Raw genomic sequence first — 23,750 nt, 5'->3', positions numbered from 1 at the left:
TTTTTATGAGAGTGACAGGATCCATGCTGGGCCTGCCCATGTCGGATGAATACTTATCTTCAACAAGGTCATATATAAATGACCAGTCAATGGCTTTATCGATAAGACGTAGCATGTGGTCCTGGGGAACCAGGTCATCCATGCTCACAAACTGCATCTGTTCGCGTTTTCTTTCGGTATTAGAAGTCATCATAAAGGCAATCCCCATTCCCAACTTTGATACTTCTATTATACCAGAAAAAGTGCCTCAATCCCAGATAAATACTGGGTTCATGACACTTTTACAAAGAAAAATCCACGGCGAATGCCGTGGACTTTGTCTACAGTCTGAAGGGAGCTGAAATCAGCTCCCTTAAATTTTATCTTCGTTTACGTAAGATCATCAGATGTTCAAAAGCTTGCTGTACTCTGCAAGTGCTCCGTCTGTGTCATGAGCAAGTACTTTCTTGGCAAGGACCTTACCGAGCTGTACACCTTCCTGATCAAAGCTGTTGATGTTCCATACAAAGCCCTGGAACATAACCTTGTTCTCGAAGTGTGAAAGAAGGGCTCCAAGTGACTTGGGATCAAGCTCATCGCCGATGATGATGCTTGAAGGACGTCCGCCCTTAAAGTTCTTGTTGAGATTGTCATCCTTCTTGCCGCAGGCAAATGCTACGATCTGAGCTGCTACGTTAGCGCAGAGCTTCTGCTGGCTTGTGCTGCCCTGGATGTCTACATCGTTCCTGAGCTGGCTGTTCTTAAAGCCGATGAACTGAAGAGGAATGATGTCTGTTCCCTGGTGAAGAAGCTGGTAGAAGGAGTGCTGTCCGTTTGTGCCGGGCTCACCGAAGATAACAGGTCCTGTCACATAGTTTATAGGATCTCCGAAGCGGTTAACGCTCTTTCCGTTTGACTCCATATCAAGCTGCTGGAGATGTGCAGGGAAACGGCTGAGTCCCTGTGAGTAAGGAAGAACGGCTGTGCTCTCGTATCCGAGAACGTTTCTCTCAAATACACCGATAAGAGCATCGAGCATTGCAGGGTTTGTAAGAGGATCTTTTCCTGCTGCAAGCTTGTCTTCCTCAGCTGCGCCGTCAAGGAACTGAGCAAATACTTCAGGTCCGAATGCAAGAGAAAGAACTGCTCCGCCAACACCTGATGTTGATGAGTAACGTCCGCCGATGAAGTCATCCATGAAGAAAGCCTCAAGGTAGTTATCGCTCTTTGCAAGAGGTGATGTCTCTGATGTAACTGCGATCATGTGCTTGGAAGCATCAAGACCTGCGTTCTTGAGTGCATTTATAACAAAAGACTCGTTGGTGAGTGTCTCAAGTGTTGTACCTGACTTGGATACAAGAATAAAGATTGAATGTGCAGCATCTATTTGGTTCAGTACAGCTGAAGCATCATCGGGGTCAACATTGCTGATGAACTTAGCTTCCATCTTGAAGTTGCCTGTTCTGTGAGCCCAGTTCTCAAGAGCAAGGTACATAGCTCTTGGTCCGAGGTCTGAACCACCGATTCCAATCTGAACAACAGTTGTGAACTTCTCGCCCTTTTCGTTTACGATCTCGCCTGAGTGAACCTTCTTAGCAAACTCAGCGATTCTGTTCTGCTCCTTAACGTAGAATTCTCTCTTGTCCACGCCGTCAGCAACTACCTTGTCACCGAGCTGACCTCTGGTGAGCTGGTGAAGAACAAGACGCTTCTCACCTGTGTTGATCACTTCGCCGTTGTAAAGAGCCTCAAACTTCTCTGAGAGCTGAGCCTCTTCTGCGAGCTTTTTAAGAGCGCCGAGGATTTCGTCATTAACCTCTTTTGCTGCGTAGTTGAAAGAAAGACCTGCTGCCATGGGTACAGAATACTTCTTAACTCTGTCAGCTCCGCTTTCTCCGGACATAACCTCCTGAAGGTTAACCCTGGAAACATTAGAGAGTTCCTTAAAGGAATCAAGGGTATCAAGATTGTTCCAATTGATCATTATTAAAGCCTCCATATTATCGTGTGGAAAACGTTTTTTTATCCGCATTAAAGTGTAGCATGGAGAAAGTCTCATATCAAGCAAAAGAACTATAAAAAATATCTTAAGTTGCCCCAAAATATGATATACTTAATTATGGCTTAGGGGGACACAATGAGATTTCGTACAAAACTCTTAATTACGTCCTTGGCGATAGTGATCATTCCTCTTCTTTTGGCCGTCGGTACATTCATGGGCTTTGGCCGCTATATGGCTTATAAGCAGCAGCTGCAACAGTATTCCACAGTATTGGACTACGGTATGATCTCCGATCCGGGTGGTACGTTTGCGGAGATGACTGATGAGCTGGTAAAAGAGATCGCCATCAATATGTTATCTAATCCATTTATCCTGGAAAACGAACAATTTCTTTCGGACCTGGATGCTCAGGTGGAATCAAGATATTCATTCATCATAGTCAAGAAGGGCAATGAGCTTTATTATGCTGCCAGCAGAGACAAGGCCAAGGCGGTCATCAATGAACTTCCCGGCTATGGTAACAGTATCGAGGGCATATATTATACCTCCTCCAAGCATCTTGTAAGACAGATCGACTTTCTGTTTTCCGATGGGAAAAGAGGTAGTCTGTACTTTATATCTACAATTCGAACAGCACTTACTACTTCGTTAGTGATCTACATGTGTGTTGCGATAATCCTGATATTGCTGCTGACCAGTTTGCTGCTTACTATGTGGCTGGGACGAAGCTTCTTCAGACCTATAAATCAGCTCAACATTGCAATGCAACATATTAAGGATGGAAACTTCGATTTTGTACTGCCGACGGATGCCAAGGAAAAGGGCGAGATTGGCGCCATGTACCGCAATTATGAGGACATGAGACTTCGTCTTAAGGAATCCGCGGAAGAGAAGATTGAGAGGGAGAAGCAGAACAAAGAGCTTATCAGTAATATCTCCCACGACCTGAAGACGCCGATCACTGCTATCAAGGGATACTCACAGGGCCTTTTGGAGGGCGTTGCAGACAGTCCTGATAAGCAGAAGAAATACATTAAGATCATTAATAGCAAGGCCAACGATATGAATAACCTTATTAATGAACTTACATTGTATTCGAGCATTGATAACAACAGAATCCCTTATAATTTCACCAAGATAAATGTCGGCGAGTATTTTGGGGATTGTATAGATGAGATTGGTGCTGACCTTGAGAGTAAATCCATCAAGCTTAATTACTCCAATCTTACTACGCCGGATACGATGATCGTTGCCGATGCCGAGCAGATCAAGAGAGTGGTCAACAACATAGTCAGCAACAGCGTCAAGTATCTCGGAAGAGATGACGGAACCGGACAGATTGATATAAGGATCCTTGATGAGCTCGATTCTGTGAGAGTCGAGATAGAGGACAACGGAAAGGGCATAGCTCAGAAGGATATCCCCAATATCTTCGACAGGTTCTACAGAACGGATTCCTCCCGTAACTCCAAGCAGGGCGGAAGCGGAATCGGTCTTTCAATCGTCAAGAAGATCATTGAGGACCACGGAGGATATATCTGGGCAACAAGCCATGAAAATGAAGGTACCTGCATGCACTTCGTGCTCAGGAAGTACGTTGAGTTTGCAGATAGCTCTGATACAGTAACCGTAGCTAATGAAACACAATAATCCATAGAAAGGCAGAGAGGGTGTATGAGTAGAATACTTATTGTTGAGGATGAAGAGGCGATTGCTGACCTTGAGAAGGATTATCTTGAGCTTAGCGATTTTGAGGTAGCAATTGAGAACACAGGTGATGCCGGACTTGCAACTGCACTGGCAGAGGATTTCGATCTTGTTATACTTGATCTTATGCTTCCGGGAATGGACGGCTTTGAAGTATGCAAGCGCATCAGAGAAAAGAAAGACGTGCCGATCCTTATGGTATCAGCCAAGAAGGATGACATCGATAAGATAAGAGGACTGGGACTTGGAGCTGATGATTATATCACAAAGCCTTTCAGCCCTTCAGAGCTTGTTGCCCGTGTTAAGGCACACATGGCAAGATATTCAAGACTTGTCGGCTCAGGACATGAGAACAACGATTTCGTTGAGATCAGGGGACTGAAGATCGACAAGACAGCAAGACGTGTATATGTAGATGATCAGGAAAAGAGCTTTACAACCAAGGAGTTTGATCTTCTTACATTCCTTGCTGAGAATCCTAACCACGTATTTACCAAGGAAGAGCTCTTCCGCAAGATCTGGAACATGGATTCAATCGGAGATATTGCTACCGTAACAGTACATATCAAGAAGATCCGTGAGAAGATCGAATATGATACATCCAATCCTCAGTACATTGAGACAATCTGGGGTGTGGGATACAGATTCAAGGTATGATGAATGACAAGCAGCATAGATTATCTTTATGAAGACGAGGATCTTCTTGTATGCCACAAGATGGCAGGTATGGCAACGGAAGGCGCCAGGGCAGGAAGGATGGACCTTGTAAGCGCAGCAAGAAACTATCTTGCTCGCAGAGATAGGATGAATACCAAAGGGCGGCAAAGAAATTTGCCGCCCTATGTTGCTACTGTGAACAGACTGGATCAGCCTGTTGAGGGTGTTATTGTGCTGGCCAAAACAAAAAAGGCGGCTTCCGATCTGGCGCAGCAGATAAAAGAGCACAGGACCGATAAGTATTACTATGCCCTTTGCTATGGCATTCCCTATGAAAAGAAAGGGCATCTGACGGATTACCTTATAAGACGGGCGGACAATGGTCTTGCTGATATTGCAACAGATGATAAGGTGGAAACAATAGGCGGAGAGCCCAAGAAGGCTGAGCTTGAATATGAGGTGATAGCTACAAAAGATGAAACGGCTCTTTTGCGAATACATCTTCTTACAGGGCGCTTTCACCAGATAAGGGTTCAGCTGGGGAGCAGAGGCTATCCTGTTCTTGGTGATGACAAGTACGGGAATGAAAAGAGCAGAGAATATACCATGAAGGCGGGAATAAAAGATGTCTGCCTTGTGGCTTATAAGTATGTCTTTAAACACCCTTCCACCAAAAAGAAAGTGGAGTTTGAGATAACACCAAAGAATGCTGCCATAGGAGAATTACTACATTGCGAAAATACTTGACCCGGGGTTATCTGATAATAATGTGCACCATCCTCCCTCTTTATATGAAGGAAGGCTACTACATGCTGGGGGAGAGCAAGGGCGTTTTGTACCTTGGCGTAAGCTCAGTATTTGCGCTTTTACTAATATTATTTGAGAACAAAAGACTCTTTGACGGAGTCATAAAAGAAAGCTTTGTTACTTACGCTGCCTTTGCCTTTTTATTTTCAAATGTCTTAAGCTTCTTATTCTCTATTAATAAAACAGTTTCTTTCTTTGGCCTTGAGGGCTGGAGAGGAGGCTTTCTGACTGTATTTCTCATGCTGTTTTTCATACTTGTGCTCTCTTTTTCGGAGCGCTTTTCCAAGTATATGATCGCAGCACTTCTTATAACTCCCACCCTTGAATTCGTTCTTGGGATACTCGGGAGATTCAGGATTTATCCGGTTCAGATCGCCAATCAGAACAATTCATTTGTAGCCACCATAGGTAACGTCAACTGGTATGTGGGCTTTCTTTCGGTATTTGTGCCTTTGGGGATAGGACTTTGCTACACGGAAAAGCTCTTTTCCCGGACCTTCTTCCTGCTGGCTTTGTATGAGGTCCTGGGACTTGTGGCAACATTTACGCAGGGGAGTGAGAGTGGAGCACTGGTTCTCATTGGGGCGTTTGTTGTGCTGATGCTTAGAAGTCTTGGCAGCAGAAAGGGCTTTTTGAAGATGACGGTCCAGTTTTTTATACTGGGACTTTCCATGGAGATCGTGGATATACTGATGCTTTTCTTTGGTAGTCTGTACAATTATCAGAGTAACCTGCTTGTCAGCTTCTGCGGCGGGTTCAAAGGGCTGATACTTATGGCGGCAGCTTTTTTTCTGTACAGACTGTCAAGGCTTTTTGAGGAAATAAGCGCAAAGTGGAGAGGAAAGCTCTATACTGAGATACTGATTGTTGCGCTCTTTGTCGGAATCCTGGCAGCAGGATACTGGCTTTACTCAAATTTCAGCTATAACTTTGGTAACGGTAGAGGTCTTATCTGGAGCATCAGCGCTGATATGTTCAGGACTCTTTCGCCCTGGCGCAAGATCGTGGGTGTGGGACAGGACGGTTTTTATACTTATGCGTATTCCGTTCCTGAAATAGCAGATTCACTGCTGAATACTTTCCCGGGTAATGTGCTTACCAACGCACATTGCGAGCTTCTTACCATGCTTATAGAGAGAGGCCTTCTGGGAGTTGTCACCTATCTCTTCTTTATAAGTACTGTTCTGTGCACTTTTTTCAAAAACAAAAAGGAGCGCGCAGCAACAATCTGCGCACTCCCTGTAATAGCATATTTTCTTAATTCAATTGTTTCATTCCAGGCGGTCACATCGACGCCTTACCTTATGCTGGTCATAGGTATTGGCATTTGTGCCTGCAGAGAAGATATCACTTAAAACTCGGAACCGGAATGTCTTCGTCCAGCTCATGGAAGAAGCTTCTGGTCCTGATGATCCCGGCAAGGGCGTCCTTATATTCATATAAGAAGCGCTCGCTAATGTTTTCTTCGCCGTACATCTGGCATCTGCCCGCATACGCATTTAATACGGATACATAGTGTTTGTCCTGATTAAACACATTGAATATCTCGTCTTTTCTTCTTCTTGGATGCTTGGAAGCAAACTTCCTGATGTCCAGCTGAAGATCTACAGCCAGGGCCTTCTCTCTTTTTCTTACATTGTGCAGCAGTTCTTCATATTTATCGTCATCTATTTTCTGAAAACGATCAATGAACTCCAAACAACATGCGTGGTCAGGTAAAAGAAGTCTCACTCTGTCTTCCCCGTAAACTTCCTCGATCTCTGCAACCACGGGCGGATCAAGTGGTTTTCCACTGTAATCCAGAAGTATAACCTTGTCCCCTTTTTTATACATTTACACCTCCTTGAAACCAAGTATTTTTAGCGGTGTTTCCCTATTTCTAGTATATCATAATTACGCATCATTTTTTCTTTATATCTGTTTTAAGTTATTTTTAGGCAGAGCTTATAGAATGAAATCATCAGGAACACAAAAACGCAGAAAACGGAGAGAGAAAAATGGCAGGTTTTAAGGATGTATTCCAGAGAATAGAAGTGAAATATCTGTTGGATGATATGCAGTATACGGAGCTGAGGAAACGGCTGGAAAATATGGCAGCGGTTGACAGCTACGGAAAGACATCCATCTTAAATATATATTTTGATACACCGGATTATAAGCTGATCGAAAGGTCACTGGAAAAGCCGATCTACAAGGAAAAGCTGAGGCTTCGCACCTACGGTGTGGCAGATGATGACACCAATGCTTTTATCGAGATCAAGAAAAAGTATAAGGGTGTTGTCTACAAGAGAAGAATTTCGATGCCGTATGCTGAGGCCATGGACTACCTTGTAAATGGCAAAAGACCTAAGGAAAGATCACAGATATCCGACGAGATCGATTATTTCCTCAAGTATTACAAGGGGATAAGACCGGCGATGGCTATTTCCTACGACAGGATAGCAATGGCAGGGATAGAGGATCCGGATCTTCGTATCACCTTTGACACAAACATCAGATGGCGAACAGATAAGCTGAGCCTTACGGAGGGCAACAAGGGAAAAGACATTCTGCTTCCCGGACAGCACCTGATGGAGCTCAAGATAGCGGGAGCTATGTCAATTGAACTGGCAAAGATCCTGGATGAACTTAACATAAGAAAAACCTCTTTTTCCAAATACGGAAAAGGATATGTGGAGTATATGTACGGCGAAGACGCCAAAGAGAAAAACAAAAGCAATATCGCGAACTTTCGCAGAGCAGTTTAAGAAACATACACACATTGTTTAGATTAAAAAGGAGAATAAAGAAATGTCTTTTACAGATTTACTTTTCGGAACCATTATCACAAACAGCACAGTGACAGGTGCATCATTTATGATCGCCACAGTATGTTCACTGGTGATCGGTGTTTTTATAGCATTTATGTACACGATCAAAAACAGCTATTCAAAGAGCTACATCATTACACTGGCACTTCTTCCGGCAATAGTTCAGATGGTGATCATGATGGTCAATGGTAATATCGGAGCAGGTGTCGCAGTAGCCGGAACATTCTCGCTTGTAAGATTCAGATCTGCACCCGGAACAGGAAAAGAGATCACAAGCATTTTCCTTGCCATGGCAGTAGGTCTTGCTACAGGAATGGGATATATCGGACTTGCAGCAATATTCGCAGTCATTATTACCCTTGCCAACCTGATCCTTATCGGAAGCGGTTTTGGGAACGGATCTGCTGAAGAAAAGACACTTAAGATCACTATACCTGAAGGACTTGATTTTGAAGGAATCTTTGATGATATTTTTGCAAGATACACAACCAAGGCTGAGCTGTGCGAGGTTAAGACTTCCGGAATGGGAAGTCTCTACAAGCTCAATTACAGCATAGTCATGAGAAACAGAGCGTCAACAAAGGGAATGATCGATGAGATGAGACAGAGAAACGGAAATCTCGAGATAAGCTGCTCAAGACCTGTAGCAATAAAGGCAGAGGAGCTCTGATACAAATAAGTTTTTAACTGATAGTTTGAATATAAAAGGCCGTTAGATCCGAATAAGTTGTCTAACGGCCTTAAACTTTGCTATTTTGCTGCGGTTTTCTGAATGCTTTTGGGGAGCTGGGCAGGGAGCGTAACAACAAATCTTATTATCCTGTCGCCGTCCTTAAGTGCCTGTATATCTCCTCCATGGGATTGTGCGATGGCTCTTGCCACTGAAAGTCCGATTCCATAGCCGCCTTTTTCGCGGCTTCTTGAAGTATCAGCTCTGTAGAACCTGTCAAAGAGTCTGTCCAGGTTTCCTGAAGGCATGTAATCTGTGGTATTTGATACTTCCAAAGTAATGTTTTTGTCTTTTGATAGGATCACATTGATGCTGCCCCTTTCATCTGAATACTTCATGGCGTTGTCAAGAAGCAGGGAAGTCAGCTGGTTTATGGCGTTTTTATCGCCGGTTATGTGAATGCCGTCTTCTATATTCATCATGTAGTTCTTGGATGAGGATTCAGCAATTGCCTCAAAAGACGTTGCAGTCTCTTTTACAGTACTGCTCATATCAAAGTCGGTGTAGACAACGTGCATTCTCTCTTCATCCATCCTTGAGAGAGTAAGAAGATTCTTGACCAGGGAGTTCATTCTCTTTACCTGGTTTCTGATACTGTCTGTCCACTCGCTCTTTCCCGATTCAAGCTCCAGGACATCTATGTTGGCAGATATAATGGCAAGCGGAGTTTTCAGCTCATGGCCTGCATCAGTGATGAATCTCTTTTGCTTTTCCATGGATTCAACGGCTGGGGCAACAGCCTTTCCGGAGAAGAGGAAAACTAAAACAAACATTGCAACAAGGGTAAAGAGACCGATGAGCAGGGACTGCAGAAGAAGTCTGTAAACGTTTATAAGCGATGCACTCAGATCACTGAATACAAGAATCTTTGTGCTGTCCGAGTTGCTTCCGAGCTTATATCTGAAGGTGTCATAAAAACCTTTCTCTTTCCCCGTCCCGTAGATTTCAACGGCAGCAGCTGTGGCTTCATCTTCTGATACGGAAGCTATGTGTGAGGTGTCTACTTCAATGATGCTTCCTGATCCATCAAAGCGTGCCCAGAAATATCTGGTCTGGAAAGGCATCTCCATTGAACGCATATTGTTGAGACGATCAAATCCAAATGGTTTGTCCTGCCTTGGTGGCTGCATTCCTCCTCCACCGTTTTGCATGCCCGGGAAGAGGCCGTTGTTGGTGGTGAGAATAGCAAGATGATTGTCCGCATCCCTGACAATCTGGGAAATGTTGACAATATTAATGACGGCGATCATGATCACCAGGATCACCAAAAGAGACAGCATAGCTGTTATAACGAATTTCTTTCGAAGTTTATTTACCATAATTGTTCCTCTACAGCAGTATCAGGAAATCTCGTTTATGGAATAACCTACACCTCTCGAAGCCTTGATCTCGCATGTGGCTTCAAGGGATGAGAGCTTTTTTCTCAGGTTCGAAATATATACCCAGACTACATTTACGTCTGCTTCTCCGTCGGACCAGATCCTGTCCATAAAGTTGTCTACGGAGATTATCCTTCCGGGGGATGTCATGAGCATCTCCATCATCTGGAATTCTCTGCCTGAGAGATGGATCTTGTCGTGATCCGGAGTACACAGGTCATATCCGGCTCTGTCCAGAGTGAGGTTTCCGCAGGAAAGGTTCGCCGGAGCAAAATCCTCTTTTCTTCTGAGCATGGCTCTTACTCTCGCAAGGAGTTCTCCCATATCAAAGGGCTTGGGCAGGTAGTCGTCTGCACCAAGGTCAAGGCCTTTTATACGGTCGTCGACCTCTGTTTTGGCAGTAAGGAAAAGAACGGGGGTGGAGAGGCCTTTCTCTCTGATCTTCTTAAGTACTTCCATTCCGTCCATTCCGGGCATCATGATATCAAGGATTATGCCGTCATAATCTCCCGTCAGGGCATAGTCCAGGGCATCGGTTCCGTTATAAACTGCATCTACGGTGTAATTGCTGTGTTTAAGGATGGCTACAAGAGCGCTGACCAGCTCTTTCTCGTCATCAGCCAGAAGTAGTTTCATGGGCAGATCCTCCTGCTATTAATTTTATCACAAGTTAACCCGCAGCGCCCGCTATGGAATGAGCTTTACTTATAGGTTTTCTCCACAGGCGGATAAGGAAGAGCGTTCCTCTTACGCAAAGGTCAGCGCACATGGCGATCCATACTCCGGGAAGTCCGAGGACCGGTGCAAGAAAGAATGCCAGGGTGAGACGCACTGCCCACATGCTTATGAAGTTTATGATCGAAGGTCCAAGGGTATCGCCGGCTCCCCTGAACACACCTGTTGCGACAATTGATGCTGCAAAGAGAGGCTCAGCAAAAGCTTCTATTCTGAGAACGCGAGCTCCCAGTGCCTGGATCGCGGGATCCGGCGTAAGGAAGCCAAGGATTGAAGGCGCAAATATGTACATCAGTATTCCGGTTCCGGTCATAACAAGCATTCCGAGTATTGTGGCAAGCCATCCAAGGCGCTGTGCCAGTTTGTTTCTGCCGGCTCCAAGACTCTGCCCTATAAGGGCTGTTGCGGCGCTTGCGATTCCGTAGCCCGGCATGTAGCAGAGGCTCTCTGCGGATACCGAGAAGGAGTTGGCTGCAAGAGCTGTTACTCCAAGAGGAGATACGATCCTTGTGCAAAAGACATATCCCCAGCCCATGATGCCCTGCTCTATAGCAAAGGGAATCGCGATGTGGAGGGCTGCCTTTAGCTCTTTTGCCGTAAACGGGATCTTATCCTCGGCTCTGAGATGAAGGATCGGGGACTTGGCAAGCAGGATAAACAGGAGCGTAAGTGCAACTATACCTTGAGAAATGGCAGTGCCCAGAGCTGCGCCTGCAACACCAAGGCCAAAGCCGGGAAAATATACCTGTGATCCGAAAAGTGCAATGTATCTTGATGGGAAGATGAGCAGGAAATTAAAAAAGACATTCAAAAAACATCCCACAACATTTAAAATGCTGGGAGTTCTGATGTTACCGCTGCACTGAAGCATTCCGGAGGACACAGCGTTTAGATTGGACACCGGGAGTGAAACCGCAAATATGCTAAAGTAAATTGCTGCCTCGCGGGCAATCTCAGGGGTACCTCCGAGCCAGTAGGGAAGGAAGCTGCTGATGGCGAAGCAGATCAGACCAATGAATGAGCTAAAAACAAGGACTGATACTATTCCGTGTTTGTTAATGGCTCTTGCCTGTGCAAATTTCTTGGCGCCGATGTTGTGTGCCACCTGAACGGTAAAACCCATGGTCACTGCACGACAAAGACCACCGATCAGCCAGGTCGTTGAGGATACAAGCCCTATGGCTGCCGATGATGATGGGCCAAGACGCCCTACCATTGACTGGTCAACATATTCCATTATGACAGTGGAAATCTGGGAAAGTATGGCGGGGATACTCAGCATCGCAATGATATAGAGCTGATCCCGCAGAGTAATTTCGCTGCCGTTTCGTATTTGTTCAAAATAATCTCGTTTCATCGGATTTAGTATAGCATAAGAGGCGAAAAATGTTATTATATTAAAAAGTTAGGACCGCCTATTTTATGAAAACAGGAAGAAAGAATAATGATTTTATTTTTTGATGTGGACGGAACTCTGTGGGACTACAAGAACTACATTCCGGAGAGTACGAAAAAAGCCATTAAGCTGGCACAGCAGAACGGTCATAAATGCTTTATCAATACAGGAAGGGCAAGGGCTTTTGTCTATAATAAGGAACTTCTGGGAATTGGATTTGACGGAATTGTTTCCGCCTGCGGATGCATGATCGAATATGAAAATAAGGTTATTTTCAATAAGCTTATGAGCCGGGATGAAGGGATAAGAACTGTGGAGACTATCAGAAGGCACGGCTTTAAGGCTATTTTGGAGGGGCCGACTTATCTTTACATGGACAGACCTGATTTCGCGGATGATATGTTTGGCCAGAAGGTTATCAGGGAGATGGGTGAAAAGCTTCTTGGGATCACAGACAGCTGGGGCGATTGGGAGATGAACAAGCTTTCCTGCATTTGTGACAGTCCTACCAGGGATGAATGCTTTGAAGAACTCTCAGATATCTATGACTACATGTTGCACACAGATACTATCGTAGAGATGGTACCGAAGGGTTTTAACAAGGGAACCGGAATACAGGAAGTATGTGAGCTTCTGGGCTGTGACATAGCAGAAACAGTAGCATTCGGAGACAGCATCAATGACAAGGAAATGCTCGAGATGGCCGGAACCTCTGTAGTCATGGGAAGAGCACCGGAAGATGTCAAAAAATTGGGAACTATTGTAACGGAAAACCTCGAAGATGACGGTATATGGAGCGCTTGCAGGAAACTAAATTTATTTTGAAATTAGGGGTTAAGATTCCTTTTCGCCTGCCGATATTATTATTGCAGATTTGGTAGAGGAAAGGATTCCTAATATTATGATGGATTTTGGTTTTCTGGCAGCAGCCAACAGCATAACGAATACATATCTCAATCAGAATTCTTCAGGCAGCGCAGTAGCAGCAGTAGGCGTACTGGATGATGAGACCAAGAAGAAATTCGGAGAACAGTTTGCTGAGGCCTATGACTCAATGCTTGCAACCAAAATGCTTGGAGAGAATATGCGTCAGAGCTACGAAGCAGCGCATTCGGATGATCTAAAGTTCCATGCAAACCGTCTGGGATACTCTATCGACAACAGAGTTATTGACATGCTTCAGATCCAGCTTTCAGATGATATGACAGCTAAGGTTAACAGTGCAATGAACAATGCACTTGAGAACATGATATAATAAGCTGACATGAAAAAAGTCAGTTTTAGAAGATTTTTAATTTGTGTCCTGCTCATAGGCAGTGCGATTTTCAATGTCGCTGCGTGGATGAGCAGGTCTTTTTCTGATTATTACACTGATAATATTTTTCCTGTGATAACAAGTCTTTACGGGAGATTTACCAGTCTTTTTCGTGTGTCCGTAGGTGAGAGGCTGTTGATTCTGCTCCCGGTTCTCCTGATACTTTTTGTGATATCTCTTTTTATAAAAAAAGACTTTGCCGGGATATACAGAAGAGTGCTGGCGCTGGTACTTTCTGTGGTGGTTGCCGTGATGTCTTTAAACTGCTTTGTGCTTTATCATTGCACGCCTCTTCGGGTTTCAGATACGGAAAAAGAAGAGTATTACCTCGATGATCTGGCAACGCTCAGGGATTATATTGTAACTAAGTGCAACGAGCTCTCTGAACTTATGCCGAGGGATGCTGACGGAAATGTAATATACGAAGGCGATATGAATGAGACTGCAAGGGCAGCTATGGCCGGAATCGAGGGAGAGTACAAGAGGCTCGGGGGATATTATGTTAGGCCAAAGGCACTGACTTTTTCGGGATTTATGAGTCAACAGTACATGCAGGGCTACTACTTTCCTTTTTCAATGGAAGCCAATTACAACGACGAGATGTATATAATGAACAAGCCCTTCACCATGTGCCATGAGCTTGCTCACACCCATGGATATATCTATGAGGACGAGGCCAATTTTCTTGGATTTTTATCCTGCATAAAATCAGATGACCCTGTCTTTGTCTACAGCGGATATCTTGGAGTACTGAACTACGTGAACAATGATTTTTACAAGGCTGTGGATAAAGAGGTGTACAAGTCCCACGTGGCAATATCCGACAAGGTTCGCTATGATGACCAGTTCCTTACGGATGAAGCCTGGGAGAGGGTTGAAAAGAGGGCAATCTTTAATACCAAGACCGTCAGGAAGGCAGCAGATACGTTCATTGATACCAACCTTAAAGTCAACGGAGTTTCTGCGGGAAAGGTCAGCTACACCCACGTGGTTTCGCTGCTTCTGGACTATTACAGGCAGAATCCGTATAATTGAGTTCGAGTATTTTATTTATCGGGAGTAAACATGAAGATTAAAAAGAAATCCATTCTAATGATGATTGCTGTTATGGCTCTTTTACTGGTGGGCTGCAGACCATCCGACGAGAAGCTTTCTGAGGCAGAACAGGCCAGAAGCCTTCTTATGCAGGTCAAGCAGACAGCAGAGGATACATACCTTGATATCTCAGATACAACGATGCGCAGTTCTTTGGATGAGCTGGCTCTCAAGGAAGCTGAGATAGAGCAGCTGGACTTTACAAAAATGAGCGACAAGAAGATTGATGAGGTCCTGCCAACTATAGCAGAGCTTACGGACAGCTATCAGAATCTGGGAAAAGATCTGTCGGCAATCCTTACTGATGAGACGGGAGTAAAGGAAGAAAAGGCAAAACACAAAGGCCTTGATGCTTATTTTATTAATAAGACGGGAATGAATCTTTCCAAGATAGTTTTACATGACATTACCGCTGATACCTACAGTGACAATTACATAGGAGACGGCGTTACACTCCTTGCCGGGTACACACTCATGGGCGTTTCACTGGATATCTATTCAGACAGCAGTGAGTGGGAGTTTGTCATCACTGATGACGTGAACAATGAGTACACATTAAGCTGCGAGAGCCTTAGGGGAGAGGCTTTGGACGGAGCATCTATTGTACTTACCTATGATTCCAAGGAAGCCGTCGGAACAGCAACACTTGGGGGATACTTCCCCGAGCCGGAGCCTGTAGAGACAGAAGAAGGTGCAGCTGAGGGGGCTGCAGAGGATGCTTCTGCTGATGCGAGCTCAGAAGGTGGAAATTAAGACAATTGAGGAGATAAAGTATGATAAAAAGAACACTTACAGGGGTACTGCTTTGCAGTATCTTGCTCTGCGGATGCGGTAAAGAGGCAGTTATTGAGGATGTAAATGCAGCAGCGGCTGCTACTTCCGAAACAGTACAGGAAGTTGTTAATACCGATAATGCACAGGCAGATGTGAGCGTTGAAAATGTGCAGGAAGATGTGGGTACAGAAAAAGAGCCGGAGGCTGCAAACTCTGCAACCGTAGATGAGAACAATGACGCTGCCGGCGGCGGACGCACAGAGCATGCTTCAGTCGATTACAGCAGTATTGTTCCGTTATCTGTCAGTAACCCTCAGGAGTATGCAAAGCTTACCGATGAGCTGCACGCTCTGAATGAAAAGCTTACTACTATGGATTTTAATACCATTGAATATCGTGAGACAAAATGGGCTATTAACGATCTGAACGAGAAAATCTACGAGGGTATCGCAGGTAAGCTTATAGGCAGCGATATTTCGATGGAGGATTTCGGTGGCACAATTATCGAGTATAACACTGCCACTAATCCAACCTTTGCCGATGATTATGTGCATGGAGAAGAGTTCAGCTCTGAACTTGAGGAAGGTGATACGGTAATGGTTTTCGGAACCCTTCCCTTTAAGGTTGAGAGAGTCTATCATAACGACAAATTTGATCCTGAGAGAGTAACATCATATCAGCTGAGCTATGAGCACAACTATGAAAAGAAACTGGAGACAAATCTCTCGGGAATTCTGGGGAAATATACTTCTGCCGGATTTGAATACGAAGGCCAGAAATATGAGGTTGTATGGCATGGGGGAAGAGAAAATGTAAAAACAAACCTGGATACTATTATAGATGGTGCATATTCTCTGAATTCATCTCATAAAACTCTGGGGGCGAATGTGCCTACAATCTACAGAAGAATCTCAGTTGGTGACTATGTTGAGCTTCAAAACCTTCAGGTCGGACAGAACTGGTATTTTGGCGACTGGAAGATAGACAAGAACGGTGAGCTGTATGAACTCAATGAGTCTACAGGTATGTTCAATATAGATGATATCTCCACCGGACACTGCACGATTACACTGGATAGCGAGGACAGATACCTGGATCACGCCATACTCGATATATCCTGGATGGATCAGCAGGGTAACACAATAACATATGTATACCACCTGGATGCGGGCTGGCATGCTTATAAACTGGGAACATATCCCCAGTCAATCAAGTTCTACTACGGCTGACAAATGAGTCACCGGGGACGTTTCATTTTGACTCAAAAAAAGACCGTGGCGTTTAATGCGCCATGGTCTTTTTACATTTACTGCAGTATCCGTATATTTCAAGATGATGACCTGTTACTTCAAAACCCGGAAGGGTTGTCTCGAGGTCTTTTGATATCTCGTGAAGCGGGCATGTGGCAATGGTGAACTTCTCGTGGCAATTAAGACATACAGCATAGTGCCTGTGGGTCTGCTTTTTGAGTTCGTAAACCGCGTTATCCTCTGTGGTGAGAACGGATTTTTCTATCATTCCGGCTTTCTCAAAGGCCAGGAGATTCCTGTAAACTGTGGAGAAAGCATACATCTCTTTTGAAGCCTTCTCATTAAGTGCGCTGTATATCTCAGCAGCCGAGAGGGGCTCATCTGCCAGGTAGAGAACCTTGTAGATATCAATTCTCTGGCGAGTCTTCTTGACTCCCTCAGGCCAGTTCTTTTCAATTGTTTCATCAAATGAATGAGAGTGTATCTTGTGTGTCATGTCTTTACCCCATATTACTGTCAAAGGGTGATTCCGAGAACATCAATAAGAAGTCCGGAGACAGTTCCGATTAAAAACAGAAGTATAGCTACGTTAAAGTTGACCTTTTTCTCGGGATTGACTCTAAAGAGTACAAGAAGTCCGATTCCGGCGCCAACGAGGAGTCCTGACATCATGGTTCCCAAGGTTATCATCTGGTCAAGATAGAGCGTTGTGATGATAACTGAAGGAGCACAGTTGGGGATAAGTCCGATGATTCCTGCCAGGATATGGCTCACAACCGGGTTTGTCTTAAGGAGCATGGACAGGTGCTCTTCACCGATCACTGTGATAACAATATTGAGCAAAAGTGTGAGTACAAGTACGAAAAGGAAGATATGAAGGGTGTGAACAAAAGCTGATTTAGCCATTCCCTTAAGAGTTGTATCTTCTTCATCGTCGCAGTGGCAGTGCTCTTTTTCGCAGAGTTCATTTATCCTCACGGGATCTTCTGATCTTTGTCCGTGAGCCTTATGAAAGGCGTGAACAGCAAAATCAATGATAAATCCGGCAATGATACCGATAACAGCCTTGAGGGCCAGGATCTTGATCATGGTCCCTACAGGGAAGTGCTCTGAGATAAGAAGAGGAATCATCTCGTCTGAGGTTGAGAGATAGATTGCTATCAGTGTACCCATAGTGATGACACGTCCGGCATAAAGGTTTGAAGCTGCTGCCGAGAATCCGCACTGTGGGAATACTCCGATAAGTCCGCCGAGAAGAGGACCAAAGTGCTCGGTCTTCTGAACTATATTTTCTGTAAACTCAGCTGTTCTGTGCTCTAAATATTCCATTACCAGATAAGTCAGATAAAGAAATGGCAGTATCTTAACTGAGTCTATGACTGCATCCAATACAATATCGATAATAACGTCCATTGTTGTCTCCTTGTTGTTTGCTGGCAAATGCAAATGCAAATCATTTGCATTTAAAATTCTGACAAAAAAATACCAGCTCATTGCTGGTTTATCAAAAGCGGGTGATGGGAATCGAACCCACGTATCCAGCTTGGAAGGCTGGTGTTCTACCATTGAACTACACCCGCGTGGTGCTGACAAGAACATATAATAAACAACTTTTACCGCTATGTCAAGCAATTTATTTTAAACTTGCAGCGCATATAGTTTGACAAGCGCAGTATAGTGGTGTTATTATTTTTCCTACCAAGTTAGTAGGAATTACGAAAGGAAGTTTTGACTATGTCTGAGAACGCATTATTACAGGTAAAAGACCTCTCGGTTTCAATCGACAATGAGTTGCCGATTCTTCATAATATCAATCTTGAGATCAAACCCGGAGAAACTCATGTACTAATGGGACCCAACGGAGCAGGTAAGTCCACACTGGGCTATACACTTATGGGTAATCCTCATTATTGTGTAACCGAAGGAAGCATTTTGTTTGAGGGTCAGGATATTACTGATCTGTCCGCTGATAAAAGAGCTAAAGCCGGAATGTTTTTATCATTCCAGAACCCACACGAGGTTCCGGGAATTTCAATGAGCAGCTTTATCAGAAATGCAAGCCACGCACAGACAGGCGCACCTGTTAAGCTTCTTGCATACAAAAAAGCTCTTAAAGGTGCTATGGATGTTCTTTCCATGGACGAGGCTTATGCAGACAGAGATTTAAATGTAGGATTTTCCGGCGGTGAGAAAAAGAAAGCGGAGATCCTTCAGCTTCTTATGCTCAACCCCAAGCTTGCAATTCTTGATGAGACAGACTCAGGTCTTGATGTAGACGCTGTTCGTACTGTTTCAAAGGGTATTGAGGAGTATCAGAAGAAAAAGGACGGAGCACTTCTTATAATTACTCACAGCACCAAGATATTGGAGTCACTTCACGTTGATTACACACACGTCCTTGTTAAGGGAAACATTGTTCACACAGGCGACGGAAGTCTTGTAGATGAGATCAATGCAAACGGATTCGAGAGATTTGTGAAAGAGGATTAAGATGGCTGAAACTAACAACAAGCAGGTTGTGGCCGATATCGACCGCAGCTTATACGATTTTAAGGATGTAGAGAGCGAAAAAGACTTCTACCGTATGGCTGAGGGACTTACCGAGGAGACTGTCCTTAAGGTGTCCGAGGAAAAGAACGATCCTGAGTGGATGCGCGATTTCAGACTTGAGTGTCTTAAGCTCTACAACGATATAAAGGTACCTGACTGGGGCCCCAGTATTGAAGGCCTCGATATGGACAAGATTTCTTCCTATGTCAGACATAAGTCCGACATGAAGGGCAAGTGGGAAGATGTTCCTGAGGATATCAAGAACACATTCGAAAGACTGGGTATTCCACAGGCAGAGAGAGAGTCACTGGCAGGTGTCGGTGCACAGTACGATTCCGAGCTGGTATATCACAACGTCAAGGATGAGGTTGCTGCCCAGGGCGTTATCTACACAGACCTTGAAAGCGCTCTTCGCGGAGAGTATGCAGACATGATAAAGTCACACTTCATGAAGCTGGTACCTCCCACAGACCACAAGTTTGCAGCACTTCACGGCGCTGTTTGGTCAGGCGGATCTTTTGTTTATGTTCCAAAGGGAGTAAAGGTAGACATCCCTCTGCAGTCATATTTCAGACTTAATGCTGCGGGTGCCGGACAGTTCGAGCACACACTTATTATAGTTGATGAGGGAGCAGACCTTCACTTTATAGAAGGATGTTCAGCTCCTAAGTATAATGTGGCCAATCTCCACGCAGGTTGTGTTGAGCTCTATGTTGCAAAGAACGCAAGGCTCAGATATTCAACCATCGAGAACTGGTCCAAGAACATGTACAACCTCAACACCAAGAGAGCTATTGTTGAGGAGAACGGAATAATGGAGTGGGTTTCAGGCTCTTTTGGCTCCCACACATCATACCTGTATCCCATGACAATTCTTAAGGGCGACAATTCCAAGATGGAATTCACAGGAATAACATTTGCCGGCAAGGGCCAGAACCTTGATACCGGAGCCAAGGTTGTGCATCAGGGTAAGCATACAAGCTCAGTAATTAATACAAAGTCCATATCCAAGGACGGCGGAGTAGGAACATACCGAAGCAGCGTTATAATTCAAAAGAGCGCCAAGAGAGCCAAGGCATCTGTTTCCTGTGACTCACTTATGCTGGATTCAATTTCCAGAGCAGACACGATCCCCGGAATGGATATCCGTACAAATGATGCAGATGTAGGACACGAGGCTAAGATCGGAAGAATCAGTGATGAAGCAATCTTCTACCTGATGAGCAGAGGAATTAGCGAAGAGGATGCCAAGGCCATGATCGTAAGCGGCTTTGCAAATCCTGTTTCCAAGGAACTGCCTTTGGAATATGCGGTAGAGATGAATAATCTGATCAAGCTCGAGATGAGCGGAAACGGCTGATAAGGGGAAGAGCAGATGAGTAATGATTTAAACATGAAGGTCAATGTGCTGCCTGTTCTTACATACAATTTCCTGCATGTAAATGACAGCACCCTTCAGATAAGTGATTTTAATATATCAGACAATAAGTCTCCTTTGGCAAAAGAGCTTCCGGCAGGCGTAACAGTCAGGCAGGCGGTTCCTTTTGCAGAAGCAGGAGAGCTTTTTAAAGCAAACAATGACAGGATCCTGGCTACCATAGACGGTCACGTAGAGCCAAACGGGGATACATCAAAAAGAGATGATTCTCAGGCTCTCAGGACAGGAATGGGAGCAGATGTGGATGGCCTCATGATCAGCATGGGAGCTACAGTTGATATTTACACCGTAGATGAAGGTGTTAAGGCAGATAAGCCAATTGTTATAAGTTATGATATGAAGGATGGAGATGCTTCCCTTTCGGGACAGATCATTCATGCCAAAAAGGATTCCGAAGTAACAGTCGTGATTGTCTACACTTCAGACAAGGATGCCAAAGGCTTCCAGGGCGTTAGCACAAGACTTTTTGCAGAGGACGGTGCCAGGATCAATCTGATCAAGTCACAGCTTTTGGGTGATGGTTTTGTACATTTTGATGATATCGGAGGCGCTTGTCTTAATGACGGCAAGATTGATCTTGTAACTGTAGAACTCGGCGGATGTAAGGTCTTTTCAAGCGCCTATGTAAATCTGGCCGAGAAGAACACAGAATTTACAAGCAATATGGGTTATCTTGTAAGAGGTGACCACAACCTTGATATCAACTATGTGGCTGACCAGAGAGGTAAGAAGACGCAGGCTCTTATGCAGTTTAAGGGAGTTCTTATGGATACAGCTTCCAAGACCTTCAGAGGAACTCTTGATTTTAAGAAGGGAAGCTCAGGCTCTGTGGGCGATGAGCAGGAAGATACTCTGCTTCTTGGCGAAGACGTAGTAAATAAGACAATGCCTGTTATCCTTTGCCAGGAAGAGGACGTAGAGGGAAGACATGGCGCAACCATAGGAGAACTTGGTGAGGACATACTGTTCTACATGCAGACCCGTGGTATAGATGAAGAAGAGGCCAAAAGGATCATGATAAAGGCAAGGCTGGACAGCGTTGCAAGACTGATCCCGGACCCTGAAATCATGCAGAAGACACTTTATTACATTCAGAACATAGTATGAGAGGAAAACCATGAGCTCACCAAGCGATTTTCGTCAGGACTTCGAGATATTGAAGTCCGGCGAGTACATTTACTTTGATAATGCAGCAACATCACAGCGCCCAAGACAGGTGCTTGAGGCAGTAACAAATTTTTACAACACAGCCAATGCCAATCCTTTGAGAGGACTTTATGATTGGAGCATGGCTGCAACAGATGCGTATGAGAGTGCCAGAAAGACTGTTGCAGATTTTATAGGTGCAAGATCAACAGAGGAGATCATCTTTACAAGGAACACCACTGAGTCTTTAAACCTTGTAGCTTACAGCTATGGACTTGAGAATGTCCACGAGGGAGATGAGATTGTCATCACTGTTATGGAGCATCACAGCAACATGCTTCCATGGCAGATGGTAGCCAAAAAGAACGGTGCCAAGCTTGTTTACATGGAGCCAACAGAAGAGGGCGTTATCACCAGGGAGGAATACACCTCCAAAATTACTGATAAGACCAAGATCGTGGCCATCGGACATGTCTCAAATGTGTTCGGAATTACCAATCCGGTAAAAGAGATCACAGAGTATGCTCACTCTAAGGGAGCAATTGTAGTAGTTGACGGAGCTCAGTCTGCACCGCACATGGCAGTCGATGTTAAGGATCTTGGATGTGATTTCTTTGCCCTCTCAGGACACAAGATGCTGGCACCAATGGGAATCGGAGCCCTTTACGGAAGAAGGGACCTTCTTGATAACATGCAGCCTTTCCTCCGTGGCGGCGAAATGATAGAATATGTAACAAGGGAAGATGCAACATATGCCGAGCTGCCACACAAGTTTGAGGCAGGTACCGTTAATGCAGGAGATGCTGTTGGGCTTGAGGCTGCCATCAAGTACATTCAGAATGTTGGATTTGAGGCCATAGAAGCCCAGGAAATAAAGCTCACGACACTCCTTATGGAAGGTCTCGCCAAGATGCCTTATATCAAGGTATATGGATCAAAAGACCCGAAGAAGCACTGCGGAATCGTAACATTTACAATGGATGGAGTTCATCCTCATGATCTGTCATCTGTGCTCAACGACGACAAGGTATGCATCAGAGCAGGACATCATTGCGCTCAGCCCCTTATGCAGTTTATCGGAGCAGGTTCTACAGCAAGAGCCAGCGTATATTTCTACAATACCGAGGAAGAGGTCAAGCAGTTCCTTGAGAGACTGTCCAAGGTAAGGGAGGTCATGGGATATGGAGCTTAAGCAGCTTTATCGCGAGATAGTTAATGAACATAATCTTCATCCGATGCACAAGAGAGCCATCGAGAACCCGGATCTTGTACTCAGGGGAGTCAATCCCAGCTGTGGAGATGACATTACACTGAGCCTTAAGATCAAGGACGGAGTCATAGAAGACGGCGGATACGAGGGATCAGGATGTGCCATTTCACAGGCTTCTGTGGATATGATGGTGGATCAGATCATTGGCAAGAAAACCGAAGAGGCAGTTAAACTTGCTGAGACCTTTATGGGAATGATAAAAGGTGAAGTTACGGATGAGGAGAGCATAGAGAGCCTCGATGAGGCAGCAGCTCTTCAGGATGTGGCTCACATGCCCGCCAGAGTAAAATGTGCTGTGCTGGGGTGGAGAACCATGAAAGAGATGATTGAGAACCCTGAGAAGGCACAGGGATGAGCCATGCCGACAGACTCGCGATAAAATGAGCCACGCAATACTCGAAATTTTCTTCGCAAATTTCTCGTTTACGCGGCGTTCGCCGCATAAACAAAAAGAGATACTAAGATACCCTTAGATGAGCTAGCTCCTCACGGGCATCTTAGTATCTCTTTTGTATTGCGTGGCTCACTTTAACGCGAAAAAAAGTACCATCCCCATGGGATATACCCACGAAAACAGTACTCGGCGTGCACCGCCAGGGTCTCGAACCCTGGACAACCTGATTAAGAGTCAGGTGCTCTACCAACTGAGCTAGCGGTGCATTCGTTATTGGCTTGTGCCGTTCTTAACGACAAGTGATATCTTACTACGG

Annotated in this window: 23 protein-coding genes, 2 tRNA genes and 1 pseudogene; 16 read left to right on the top strand and 10 right to left on the bottom strand. The window is 44.8% G+C overall.

The features are described from left to right. Both G590_RS0117255 and G590_RS0117250 read right to left on the bottom strand, forming a co-directional pair. Positions 1-193 (bottom strand): annotated as a pseudogene (locus tag G590_RS0117255) (IS5/IS1182 family transposase); the annotation flags it as partial. Positions 194-382: 189 nt separating this feature from the next. Next, a complete protein-coding gene (locus G590_RS0117250) occupies positions 383-1,963 on the bottom strand; it encodes a glucose-6-phosphate isomerase (RefSeq protein ID WP_022766891.1) in 1,581 nt (526 codons plus the stop codon). Positions 1,964-2,116: 153 nt separating this feature from the next. Between G590_RS0117250 and G590_RS0117245 the strand changes: the two genes are divergently transcribed. From G590_RS0117245 to G590_RS0117230, 4 genes are read left to right on the top strand one after another with little or no spacing between them, the layout of a single operon-like run. Beyond that, the gene (locus G590_RS0117245; protein ID WP_022766890.1) at positions 2,117-3,631 is read left to right on the top strand and encodes a sensor histidine kinase; all 1,515 of its coding nucleotides are present in this window, start codon (positions 2,117-2,119) and stop codon (positions 3,629-3,631) included. A gap of 24 nt (positions 3,632-3,655) precedes the next feature. Next, on the top strand, positions 3,656-4,345 hold the full coding sequence (locus tag G590_RS0117240) for a response regulator transcription factor (protein ID WP_022766889.1): 690 nt from the start codon (positions 3,656-3,658) through the stop codon (positions 4,343-4,345). Between the two features lie 3 nt (positions 4,346-4,348). Further along, complete coding sequence (locus G590_RS0117235; protein ID WP_022766888.1) at positions 4,349-5,092, top strand: RluA family pseudouridine synthase; 744 nt, start codon at positions 4,349-4,351, stop codon at positions 5,090-5,092. Beyond that, complete coding sequence (locus G590_RS0117230) at positions 5,077-6,507, top strand: O-antigen ligase family protein (RefSeq protein WP_155828796.1); 1,431 nt, start codon at positions 5,077-5,079, stop codon at positions 6,505-6,507. Before G590_RS0117235 ends, G590_RS0117230 begins: the two co-directional genes overlap by 16 nt. Here the strand turns inward: G590_RS0117230 and G590_RS0117225 are convergent. Next, positions 6,500-6,985, bottom strand: a complete 486-nt coding sequence (locus tag G590_RS0117225; RefSeq protein ID WP_022766886.1) for a hypothetical protein — start codon at positions 6,983-6,985, stop codon at positions 6,500-6,502. The two genes, G590_RS0117230 and G590_RS0117225, sit on opposite strands and share 8 nt — an antisense overlap. A gap of 164 nt (positions 6,986-7,149) precedes the next feature. On the opposite strand from G590_RS0117225, the gene G590_RS0117220 reads away from it, so the two are divergent. Together G590_RS0117220 and G590_RS0117215 are read left to right on the top strand one after the other, a co-directional pair. Next, entirely contained in the window at positions 7,150-7,899 is a 750-nt protein-coding gene (locus G590_RS0117220; protein WP_022766885.1) for a polyphosphate polymerase domain-containing protein, read from the top strand. 43 nt (positions 7,900-7,942) lie between these two features. Next, the gene (locus tag G590_RS0117215; protein WP_022766884.1) at positions 7,943-8,632 is read left to right on the top strand and encodes a DUF4956 domain-containing protein; all 690 of its coding nucleotides are present in this window, start codon (positions 7,943-7,945) and stop codon (positions 8,630-8,632) included. An 80-nt stretch (positions 8,633-8,712) separates the two neighbouring features. Here the strand turns inward: G590_RS0117215 and G590_RS20095 are convergent, their stop codons facing one another. From G590_RS20095 to G590_RS20090, 3 genes are read right to left on the bottom strand one after another with little or no spacing between them, the layout of a single operon-like run. After that, entirely contained in the window at positions 8,713-10,011 is a 1,299-nt protein-coding gene (locus G590_RS20095; RefSeq protein ID WP_022766883.1) for a sensor histidine kinase, read from the bottom strand. A gap of 21 nt (positions 10,012-10,032) precedes the next feature. Next, positions 10,033-10,707 (bottom strand): response regulator transcription factor, encoded by a 675-nt coding sequence (locus G590_RS0117205; protein WP_022766882.1) that lies wholly within the window; start codon positions 10,705-10,707, stop codon positions 10,033-10,035. A 34-nt stretch (positions 10,708-10,741) separates the two neighbouring features. Continuing rightward, positions 10,742-12,163 (bottom strand): MATE family efflux transporter, encoded by a 1,422-nt coding sequence (locus G590_RS20090; protein ID WP_022766881.1) that lies wholly within the window; start codon positions 12,161-12,163, stop codon positions 10,742-10,744. Between the two features lie 87 nt (positions 12,164-12,250). Here G590_RS20090 and G590_RS0117195 point away from each other — a divergent pair, with 87 nt between their 5' ends. The 5 genes from G590_RS0117195 (at position 12,251) to G590_RS0117175 (ending at position 16,615) form a co-directional block, all read left to right on the top strand. Next, positions 12,251-13,027 (top strand): Cof-type HAD-IIB family hydrolase, encoded by a 777-nt coding sequence (locus G590_RS0117195; protein ID WP_022766880.1) that lies wholly within the window; start codon positions 12,251-12,253, stop codon positions 13,025-13,027. Positions 13,028-13,103: 76 nt separating this feature from the next. Beyond that, positions 13,104-13,457 (top strand): hypothetical protein, encoded by a 354-nt coding sequence (locus tag G590_RS0117190; protein WP_022766879.1) that lies wholly within the window; start codon positions 13,104-13,106, stop codon positions 13,455-13,457. Positions 13,458-13,466: 9 nt separating this feature from the next. After that, positions 13,467-14,552, top strand: coding sequence for a DUF3810 domain-containing protein (locus G590_RS0117185; RefSeq protein ID WP_035763685.1), 1,086 nt, complete (start codon positions 13,467-13,469; stop codon positions 14,550-14,552). A 30-nt stretch (positions 14,553-14,582) separates the two neighbouring features. Next, positions 14,583-15,365 carry a hypothetical protein gene (locus G590_RS0117180; RefSeq protein ID WP_022766877.1) on the top strand — a complete coding sequence of 261 codons (783 nt, stop codon included), beginning with the start codon at positions 14,583-14,585 and terminating at the stop codon, positions 15,363-15,365. 20 nt (positions 15,366-15,385) lie between these two features. Then, on the top strand, positions 15,386-16,615 hold the full coding sequence (locus G590_RS0117175; protein WP_022766876.1) for a hypothetical protein: 1,230 nt from the start codon (positions 15,386-15,388) through the stop codon (positions 16,613-16,615). A gap of 52 nt (positions 16,616-16,667) precedes the next feature. Here the strand turns inward: G590_RS0117175 and G590_RS0117170 are convergent, their stop codons facing one another. From G590_RS0117170 to G590_RS0117160, 3 genes are all read right to left on the bottom strand, one after another. After that, positions 16,668-17,132 carry a Fur family transcriptional regulator gene (locus G590_RS0117170; RefSeq protein WP_022766875.1) on the bottom strand — a complete coding sequence of 155 codons (465 nt, stop codon included), beginning with the start codon at positions 17,130-17,132 and terminating at the stop codon, positions 16,668-16,670. Between the two features lie 20 nt (positions 17,133-17,152). After that, positions 17,153-18,049 (bottom strand): putative manganese transporter, encoded by an 897-nt coding sequence (locus G590_RS0117165; protein WP_022766874.1) that lies wholly within the window; start codon positions 18,047-18,049, stop codon positions 17,153-17,155. Positions 18,050-18,145: 96 nt separating this feature from the next. Further along, a tRNA-Gly gene (locus tag G590_RS0117160) sits at positions 18,146-18,216 on the bottom strand. A gap of 154 nt (positions 18,217-18,370) precedes the next feature. On the opposite strand from G590_RS0117160, the gene sufC reads away from it, so the two are divergent. The 5 genes from sufC to sufU are packed head-to-tail and all read left to right on the top strand — an operon-like array spanning position 18,371 to position 23,395. Then, positions 18,371-19,126, top strand: a complete 756-nt coding sequence (gene sufC, locus G590_RS0117155; RefSeq protein ID WP_022766873.1) for a Fe-S cluster assembly ATPase SufC — start codon at positions 18,371-18,373, stop codon at positions 19,124-19,126. A 1-nt stretch (position 19,127) separates the two neighbouring features. After that, complete coding sequence (gene sufB / locus G590_RS0117150) at positions 19,128-20,546, top strand: Fe-S cluster assembly protein SufB (RefSeq protein WP_022766872.1); 1,419 nt, start codon at positions 19,128-19,130, stop codon at positions 20,544-20,546. Between the two features lie 15 nt (positions 20,547-20,561). Next, positions 20,562-21,731: a SufB/SufD family protein gene (locus G590_RS0117145; RefSeq protein WP_022766871.1), complete on the top strand. Its 1,170-nt coding sequence runs from the start codon at positions 20,562-20,564 to the stop codon at positions 21,729-21,731. Between the two features lie 10 nt (positions 21,732-21,741). Beyond that, positions 21,742-22,962: an aminotransferase class V-fold PLP-dependent enzyme gene (locus G590_RS0117140; protein ID WP_022766870.1), complete on the top strand. Its 1,221-nt coding sequence runs from the start codon at positions 21,742-21,744 to the stop codon at positions 22,960-22,962. After that, positions 22,952-23,395: a Fe-S cluster assembly sulfur transfer protein SufU gene (sufU, locus tag G590_RS0117135; protein WP_022766869.1), complete on the top strand. Its 444-nt coding sequence runs from the start codon at positions 22,952-22,954 to the stop codon at positions 23,393-23,395. The genes G590_RS0117140 and sufU overlap by 11 nt, the downstream gene beginning before the upstream one ends. Before the next feature lie 231 nt (positions 23,396-23,626). Here the strand turns inward: sufU and G590_RS0117130 are convergent. Further along, a tRNA-Lys gene (locus G590_RS0117130) sits at positions 23,627-23,699 on the bottom strand. Positions 23,700-23,750: the final 51 nt, after the last annotated feature.

This window comes from Butyrivibrio sp. XPD2006 (assembly GCF_000420865.1).
In the GTDB taxonomy this organism is placed as follows: Bacteria; Bacillota; Clostridia; order Lachnospirales; family Lachnospiraceae; genus Butyrivibrio.
The sequence above is the reverse complement of the archived record's forward strand: the minus strand, read 5'-3'. Positions and strand labels throughout refer to the sequence as shown.